6 protein-coding genes are annotated in these 9358 nt (G+C 30.8%); 4 read left to right on the forward strand and 2 right to left on the reverse strand.

Features of this window, described 5'->3' with window-relative positions:
• The 4 genes from dnaA to gyrB form a co-directional block, all read left to right on the forward strand.
• On the forward strand, window positions 1-1136 hold a 1136-nt coding region (gene dnaA / locus CF66_RS00580; RefSeq protein ID WP_034411175.1), incomplete at its 5' end, for a chromosomal replication initiator protein DnaA.
• A gap of 71 nt (window positions 1137-1207) precedes the next feature.
• Complete coding sequence (dnaN, locus tag CF66_RS00585; RefSeq protein ID WP_016504192.1) at window positions 1208-2311, forward strand: DNA polymerase III subunit beta; 1104 nt, start codon at window positions 1208-1210, stop codon at window positions 2309-2311.
• A 15-nt stretch (window positions 2312-2326) separates the two neighbouring features.
• Window positions 2327-3418 (forward strand): DNA replication/repair protein RecF, encoded by a 1092-nt coding sequence (gene recF, locus CF66_RS00590; protein WP_016504193.1) that lies wholly within the window; start codon window positions 2327-2329, stop codon window positions 3416-3418.
• Window positions 3418-5835, forward strand: coding sequence for a DNA topoisomerase (ATP-hydrolyzing) subunit B (gyrB, locus tag CF66_RS00595; RefSeq protein ID WP_034411177.1), 2418 nt, complete (start codon window positions 3418-3420; stop codon window positions 5833-5835). Before recF ends, gyrB begins: the two co-directional genes overlap by 1 nt.
• Window positions 5836-6068: 233 nt before the next feature.
• On the opposite strand, the gene glyS is transcribed toward gyrB, so the two are convergent.
• The gene (gene glyS / locus CF66_RS00600; protein WP_034411179.1) at window positions 6069-8144 is read right to left on the reverse strand and encodes a glycine--tRNA ligase subunit beta; all 2076 of its coding nucleotides are present in this window, start codon (window positions 8142-8144) and stop codon (window positions 6069-6071) included.
• An 11-nt stretch (window positions 8145-8155) separates the two neighbouring features.
• Window positions 8156-9082 (reverse strand): glycine--tRNA ligase subunit alpha, encoded by a 927-nt coding sequence (gene glyQ / locus CF66_RS00605; protein WP_016504196.1) that lies wholly within the window; start codon window positions 9080-9082, stop codon window positions 8156-8158.
• Between the last annotated feature and the right edge of the window lie 276 nt (window positions 9083-9358).

The raw sequence follows: 9358 nt of genomic DNA on the forward strand, positions 1-9358 counted from the left end.
AAACCCCAGCCGATGTTGCAGCAATGTCTTCTGCACCTGCTCAATTAGAGGCTTGTAAAAGTTTAAATAAAACATTAGATGATAAAAAAGTAGAAAACATAATAGATATTACTTATCGTTCTAATGTAAATTTAAAACATAAGTTTAACAATTTTGTTGAAGGAAAATCGAATCAATTAGGTTTAGCCGCAGCGCGTCAAGTTTCAGATAATCCTGGTGCAGCCTATAATCCTTTATTTTTATATGGTGGAACGGGTTTAGGAAAAACGCATTTATTGCATGCAGTAGGTAATTCTATTGTAGATAATAGACCAAGTGCAACAGTCGTATATATGCATTCTGAACGATTTGTGCAAGATATGGTGAAAGCACTACAAAATAATGCAATTGAAGAATTTAAACGTTATTATCGTAGTGTTGATGCCTTACTTATTGATGATATTCAATTTTTTGCTAATAAAGAACGTTCTCAAGAAGAATTTTTTCATACATTCAATGCTTTATTAGAGGGTAATCAGCAAATTATTTTAACTTCTGATCGTTATCCAAAAGAGATTAATGGTGTAGAAGATCGCTTAAAGTCTCGTTTTGGCTGGGGATTAACAGTAGCTATAGAGCCACCAGAATTAGAAACCCGTGTTGCTATTCTAATGAAAAAAGCAGAATATCATAATGTTTATTTAGCAGATGAGGTGGCTTTTTTTATTGCTAAGCGTCTTCGTTCAAATGTTCGTGAATTGGAAGGGGCATTAAATCGTGTTATTGCTAATTCTAATTTCACAGGTAAATCTATAACTATTGACTTTGTTCGAGATGCACTTCGAGATTTATTAGCGCTTCAAGAAAAATTAGTTACTATTGATAATATTCAAAAGACAGTTGCTGAGTACTATAAAATAAAAGTTGCTGATCTACTTTCTAAACGTCGTTCTCGTTCTGTTGCTCGACCTCGTCAGTTAGCTATGGCATTAGCTAAGGAACTTACAAATCATAGTTTGCCTGAAATTGGAGATGCTTTTGGCGGACGTGATCATACAACAGTATTGCATGCTTGTCGTAAGGTACAGCAATTACGTGAAGAAAGTTATAATATAAAAGAAGACTATTCAAATTTAATTCGTACTCTTTCTTCTTGAACTGGTTTAAGTAGTCGATGGTAAGTATATATCAGTTAAGAAAAAAGTTTTTTTATTAAGAATAATGCATAATGAAATTTTCTATCCAGAGTAATCATCTAGTTAAGTCATTACAACAGGTGTTTGGTGTATTTGGAAGTCGTCCTTCATTGCCTATTCTTGGGCATTTGTTAATTAAGGTAGTGGATAATATTTTATGGATTATTACAACTAATCTTGAAGTCGAATTAATAAGTCGTGTAATCTTATTAGATAACGATATTAGAGAAGGTTCAGTAACTATTCCAGCAAGGAAATTTCTAGATATTTGTCGTAGTTTTTCTTCGACAGCAATGATTACTCTTACATTGGAAAAAAAACAAGTGAAAGTTTATTCTGGACGTGGTGTATTTTTTCTTTCAACATCCCCACCTAATAATTTTCCAAATATTAATGCATTAAAAGCTAATGTTGTAGTATCTCTTGCTCAAAGTGAGTTACGTAATTTAGTGAAAAAAACTCATTTTTCGATGGCTAATCAAGATATTCGCTATTATCTCAATGGAATGTTGTTTGAAATTGAAGGTAGTATACTGCGAACGATAGCTACCGATGGACATCGTATGGCTATTTCTAAAACTCAGTTAATTTCTTCTTTCCCTTCAACAAAGATTATTCTTCCTAGAAAAAGTGTACAAGAATTACTGAAGTTACTTGATATTTCAATGGATCCTGTATTACTAAAAATTAGTGATTCAATTTTGCGTATTGAAGTAGAGAATTTTATATTAACCTCTAAATTAGTTGATGGTTGTTTTCCAGATTATCGATTAGTATTTCCAGAAAATATTAATAAAGTACTTCAAGCATCATGTGATGATTTATATCAAGCTTTTTCTAGAGTCGGTGTTCTTTCTAACGAAAAAATTCGTTCTGTTCGAATTAATTTATCAAATGATGAAATGCGTATTACAACAAGTAATGTAGAGCAAGAAAAAGCGGAGGAAATTATAGATGTTTCTTATAGTGGTGAAGATTTAGAAATTGCTTTTAATGTAAAGTATATATTAGATGTTCTTAGTACATTAAGGTGCAAAAAAGTTCGTCTATCGATGTCGGATTCTAATTCAAGTATATTAATTGAAAATGCTGAAAATAGTAATGCTATGTATGTTGTGATGCCAATTCGTTTATAATTATAAAAATATAAAATGTCATTAATTCGTTTAAGTTTGCATCAATTTCGTAATATTAGGACTTGTACTATTCAATTAGCAACAGGTTTTAATTTTTTTATTGGTCCTAATGGAAGTGGTAAAACCAATCTTATTGAGGCAGTCTACTTTTTAGGTCTTGGTCGTTCTTTTAAGCCAGATTTAATTAATCAGGTTATTCATAATGAATATAATGAATTATTTATTCATGGTGTATATGTAAATTCTTCTAAACTAGAATTACCTATTGGTATTAATAAGAAGCATAATGGAACTAAAATAGTTAAAATAAAAGGTAAGTCTGGACAAAAAATTTCACAACTTGCAAAAATATTGCCTTTACAGTTGATTCATCCTGAAAGTGTAGAATTGCTTCTTGGTGCTCCAAAGTTTCGTCGTGCATTTATCGATTGGGGGTTATTTTATACAAAGCCAGAGTTTTATAATGTTTGGGGACGTTTTAAGCGTTTGATTAAGCAGCGTAATGCATTGTTAAAAAAAGTTTCAAATTATCAATCGTTAATCCCTTGGGATAGGGAACTAATAATCTTAGCAGAAAGCATTAATACATGGCGAGGTCAGTATGTCAAAAGCATCCAATTTATGCTTCAAGATATTCTTAGTATTCTTCTGCCTGAAGTGAATATTGAATTTGAATATTATTCTGGTTGGAATAAGGATTTTTTATATCAAAGTATTCTAGAAAAAAACTTTGTTCGTGAAAAAACATTAGGTTATACTTTATGTGGTCCAAACAAAGCAGATTTTAAAAGTTATATTGATGGAGTGCCTGTAGATAGAATCTTATCTCGAGGTCAATTAAAATTAATGGTTTGTGCATTAAGAGTTGCTCAGGGACAGCATTTAAAAAAAACTACAACGAATCAATGTATTTATCTAATTGATGATTTTGCTTCTGAATTAGATAATAATTCTCAAAATCGACTTTCTAATTGTTTAAGTACAATAGATTCTCAAATTTTTATAAGTTTAATTAACGAGAGAGATATTAGCAAGAGATACAATAAAAACGGAAAAGTGTTTCATGTGAAACATGGTGTGATAACAGAACGTAAGAGAAAAAATTAATGTCTGAAAAATATGATTCCTCTAGTATCAAGATCCTAAAAGGATTAGATGCAGTACGCAAACGTCCCGGTATGTATATAGGTGATACAGATGATGGTACTGGTTTGCATCATATGGTTTTTGAAGTAGTTGATAATTCAATTGATGAAGCATTAGCAGGTTATTGCAATGAAATTATTGTAACTCTTTACGATGATGATTCAGTATCAGTACAAGATGATGGTCGAGGCATACCTACTGAAATGCATGCGGAAGAAAAAGTTTCAGCTGCAGAAGTTATTATGACAGTTCTTCATGCTGGTGGCAAGTTCGATGATAATTCATATAAGGTTTCTGGAGGCTTACATGGAGTTGGGGTGTCAGTTGTAAATGCTTTATCAAAAAAAGTAGTTTTAACTATTCATCGTGATGGGAAAACATATAACCAAGTCTATCACAATGGTAAATCCCAGTTACCATTAAATCAAATTGGCTTTACAGAAAAAACTGGTACGGAAATTAGATTTTGGCCAAGTGAAAAAATTTTTTCTAATCTTACATTTCATTACGATATCCTAGCAAAGCGTTTGAGAGAATTATCATTTCTTAATTCTGGAATTTCTATTCAATTGCTTGATGAACGAGAGGAAGATAAATATGATCATTTTAAATTTGATGGAGGTATTCAAGCCTTTGTTGCACATTTAAATCACAACAAAAAAAATATAATTCCTAAGATTTTTTATTTCTTTCATGAACGCGAGGATGGGATTGTTGTTGAAGTAGCTATGCAATGGAACGATGGTTTTCAAGAAAATATTTATTGTTTTACAAATAATATCCCTCAAAGTGATGGTGGTACTCATCTTGCGGGCTTTAGATCTGCACTAACTCGTACTTTAAATGTATTTATGGACAAAAACGGTTTATCTAAAAAATCTAAAACTGTTACTTTAGGGGATGATATTCGTGAAGGTCTTGCAGCTATTGTTTCAGTAAAAGTTCCAGATCCTAAATTTTCTAGTCAAACTAAAGATAAACTCGTTTCATCTGAAGTAAAGTCTGCAGTTGAATCAATAATGGGAGAAAAATTATCTGAATTTTTAGTAGAAAATCCTATAGAATCTAAGGTGATTTGTTCAAAAATCATTGATGCAGCCCGTGCTCGTGAAGCTGCTCGTAAAGCTCGTGAGATGACGCGTCGGAAGGGTGCTTTAGAATTGGCAGGTTTGCCAGGAAAATTAGCAGATTGTCAGGAAAGAGATCCTAAATTCTCTGAATTATATATCGTAGAAGGAGATTCTGCAGGAGGAAGTGCTAAGCAAGGACGTAATAGAAAAAATCAAGCTATTCTACCATTAAAAGGTAAGATTCTTAATGTTGAAAAAGCTCGGTTTGATAAGATGCTTTCTTCTCAAGAGGTAGCAACTTTAATTACAGCATTAGGTTGTGGCATCGGTCGAGATGAGTACAACTTAAGTAAGTTGCGTTATCAACACATCATTATTATGACTGATGCTGATGTCGATGGTTCTCATATACGCACTTTATTATTGACTTTTTTTTATCGGCAAATGCCCGAATTAATTGAACGTGGTTATATTTATATTGCTCAACCTCCACTTTATAAAGTAAAAAATGGTAGGAATGAGCAATATATTAAAGATGAAGCTGCAATGGAGAAATATCAAGTTTCACTTGCGCTAGATAAGGCTTCACTGTTTATAAGTAGTAAATCGCCAGCTTTGACCGGGAAAATATTAGAAACGCTTGTGAACAAGTATAATACATGTATGAAATTAGTAAATCGTATAAGTCGTTATTACCCAAAAGATTTGGTTCAAGGTTTAATTAATGTTCCCTGTTTAACAGAAAAACAATGCAGCAACTTGATATTAATAAAAAAATGGATTACACAGCTTGTTAAAGAGTTAGATATTAAAAGCACCAGTATTAGAAAATATTTTTGTGAAATTGAAAGGGATCCTAGCACTTTATTATATTTTCCGAAAATATCTGTTTTTACTTATGGTGTGATGGATAAATATGTATTAGGTATTGAACTGATAAATTCAAAGGAATATGTAAAATTAGTTTCTTTATCAAAAGAATTTCGTAGTCTATTACAAGAGGGTGCATATATTCAGCGAGGTGAATGTATAAAACCTGTAACAACTTTCATCGAAGCATTAAATTGGTTATTTAAAGAATCACGCAGAGGTTTAAGTTTTCAGAGATATAAAGGGTTAGGTGAAATGAATCCAGATCAGCTTTGGGAAACTACAATGGATCCAGAAAAACGTCACATGATACAAGTACGAATTGAAGATGCTATTAGTGCTGATTTATTATTTACTACTTTAATGGGAGATCAAGTGGAACCTCGTCGTAATTTTATTGAAGAAAATGCCCTTAAAGTAGTTAACTTAGATATTTAATAAAAAATTTAATCTATCATTTATTTATCAAATTCAATAGGTTAAATATCTATATTCTTATGGTGTAATATTTTTAGAAGGATGCTACATATGCATAATGTAGATTTCTCATCAACTAGCAGACTATATTAGATAACCGTAATTTAATTAATGCCATGTACTATGATAGAAGTTAAATTATTTAGATTAGTTAGATAGTTACTTAATTGACATGGTGGGTTTTTCAGAAAATTTTACTCTTTCAAGATCGAAAAGTCTGCTATTCCTTGGAATAAATTAGATATATTTTTTAATATTGTTAAGCGATTCTGTCTTATTCTTTTGTCATTACTTATGATAGTTACTTTATCAAAAAAAGTATTAATTATTGGAGTCAATTGAGCTAGTTTTTCTAATTTTTTGCTGTATTTATTTAATATAAAATTTGAATTTAATTCTTGTTTTAATATCTTTATTTTATCAGATAGAATTTTTTCCTCATCTTTGCAAAGAAGGATTGGATTAATTTCTTCTTTTAATGTGAAGTTACACTTCACCAATATGTTAGTTACACGTTTAGTTACAGCGATAAATGATTTGCCTTTTTCTAATTCAATGAAATTTGATATTGCTTTTATTCGTTCATCAACATCTATTAATTTAGTGGATTTTGTTGCTAATACAGATTGGATTATATGTAGATCAAAACCGGAATCTTTATACCATGCATGAAGACGAGCTAAAATAAATTCAATTACATGGATTTCTACACTATTATTCGTTAATTTATTTTTAAATAATTCTTTAGATTTCGTAATGAGATCAGCTAAATCAAAATCATAACTATTTTCTATAATAATACGAAGCACTCCTAATGATAAACGTCGCAGTGCAAAAGGATCTCCACCTTTTTTAGGGATTTGATTAATTCCAAAAATTCCTACTATAGTATCCAGTTTATCTGCAAGAGCAAGTGATGAAGCAATGCCTCGGCTTGGTAATAAATCACCGGAAAATCTTGGTCTGTATTGTTCATATAATGCTATAGCTACTTCTTTTTCTTCACCATCGTAACTTGCATAATGCATGCCAATTATACCTTGCATTTCACTAAATTCGAATACCATAGATGTCATTAAGTCACACTTACTTAGAAGCGCTGCACGCTTGGTATTTTTAATATTAGCAGTATTTTTTTTTGCAATATAAGTAGAAAGTTCTACTATTCGTTCTGTTTTTTCTTTAAGTGTTCCAAGTTGTTTTTGGAAGATAGCCTTATCTAATTCTGGAAGATATTCAATGAGTTTACGTTTGCGATCTTTTATAAAGAAAAACTTAGCATCGGAAAGACGAGAATGAATTACTTTCTCGTTACCGTTTATTATTTGATTAGGATCTTTAGATTCAATATTAGCAACAAATATAAAGTTTGGTAATAGTTGTTTTTTCCTCTTGTTTTCATAGACAGGCAAGCATTTTTGGTGAGTTTTCATAGTATAGACCAAAGCATCTAAGGGGATTTTTAAGAATTGTGTTTTGAACTTTCCTATTAAAATTACAGGCCATTCAACAAGAGAAGTAATTTCTTCTAGTAAAGTATCATCTAAATCCAGAACACCTCCAATTTTTTCTGCAGCCTTGTTAGCATACAATAGAATTTTTTCTTTGCGTTCTTGAAAATCAGCAATTACTTTACCTTGTTCTTTTAAGATTTTCGGATATTGATTTGCAGATTGTATAGACAGCTTATGTTTACCAATAAAACGATGGCCATGAATAGTACGGCTAGATGAAACACCTAAAATTTCTCCATGAATAAGTTCATCATTAAGTAGAATTGTTAGGGTTTTTATAGGTCGTATAAAACGAATATTAGAGTTTCCCCAACGCATGGTCTTATCTTTTGATAAATTAATGATACTTCTTTTAATCAATGGTATAATTAATTCTTGAATATTTTTACCTTCTATTTCTTTTTTTAACACTAACCACTTACCTTTTTTTGTAACTAGGTGGTTAGCTTCTTCTAATTGAATATTATTACTTTTAGCCCAACTCAAAGCAGATTGAGTTGCTTTACCATTAGTATCAAATGCAACAGAAATAGAAGGGCCTCGTTTGTTTACTACTCTTGTAGGTTGAATTTCTAATAAATTTGTTACTTTCAATGCAAGACGACGCGGTGTAGCATACCATTTAATTCTTTTATATGTTATTCCTTCCTTCTTCAATTCTTTTTCAAAAATATTGGAAAAAGATTCCCCTAAAGAACGCAGTTTTAATGATGGTAATTCCTCAGTTCCTAATTCAATTAAAAAGGTTTTTGCTATATTTTTTTCTTTCATTGTTTATTACTTTTATTTAAATGGCATAATGGAAATCCTAAAGCTTCTCGTAATTCATAGTATACTTCTGCAACTTTCCTAGTTAGTTTACCAATACGAAGAATATAGCATTGTCGTTCAGTAACAGAGATTGCTTTACGTGCATCTAGTAAATTGAATACATGTCCTGCTTTTAAAATACGTTCATACGCTGGTATTGGAAGTGGTCTTTTTAGTGTAATGAGTTCATTGCATTCTTTTTCACACTGTTTAAAAAAATTAAATAAAAATGGAATATTTGTATGCTCAAAATTGTAAATAGATTGTTCAACTTCATTTTGGTGAAAAAGTTCACCATATGTAATTATTCTATCATTGGGTGCAATATTCCAAATAATCTCATAAACTGAATTAACTTGTTGAATAAACATAGCTAATCTTTCTACACCATAAGTAATTTCAACTGTTACTGGTTTGCAATCAAGTCCACCAATTTGTTGAAAATATGTAAATTGAGTTATTTCCATTCCATTAAGCCAGACTTCCCATCCTAATCCCCAAGCACCTAAAGTTGGATTTTCCCAATTGTCCTCTACAAAACGGATATCATGAATTTTTAAATTAATCCCAAGAACTTCTAATGAACCTAAATACAGTTCTTGTACGTTTTTTAAGGATGGTTTTAAGGCTACTTGAAACTGATAATAATGTTGAAGACGGTTTGGATTTTGAGCATAGCGACTATCACTAGGTCGACGAGATGGTTGAACATACGCGATTGACATGGGCTCTGGCCCTATTGATCGTAGGCATGTCATAGGATGAGAAGTGCCAGCACCTACTTCAAGATCTAATGGTTGAATAATAGTACATCCATTTTTTGACCAATAATTTTGAAGAATAAAAATTATTTCTTGAAAGGTTTTTATACTATGTTTTTTCATTAGTTAGATCTGAATAAAAATATATTTTAGATGTCAAGGAAGTCACGAAGCAGTCATTTATTCACTGCAAATTTAATGGAACGAATTTAATTATATAGTGATTTTTAATTAAAGTCATACTTATAATTATAAACATTATTAAAAAACATATAATAGCTATTTTAAATAAAGTAATTTATTTGCATATTAAATTTTAAAAAAGTATTTGACACAGAGTTGGATCTAGCTAGAATGTTTGATTCTTTCTAGTAAAAGAAGAAAGCAAGCTCTTTAATA

The organism is Candidatus Photodesmus anomalopis (genome assembly GCF_000731785.2).
GTDB lineage: Bacteria > Pseudomonadota > Gammaproteobacteria > Enterobacterales > Vibrionaceae > Vibrio > Vibrio anomalopis.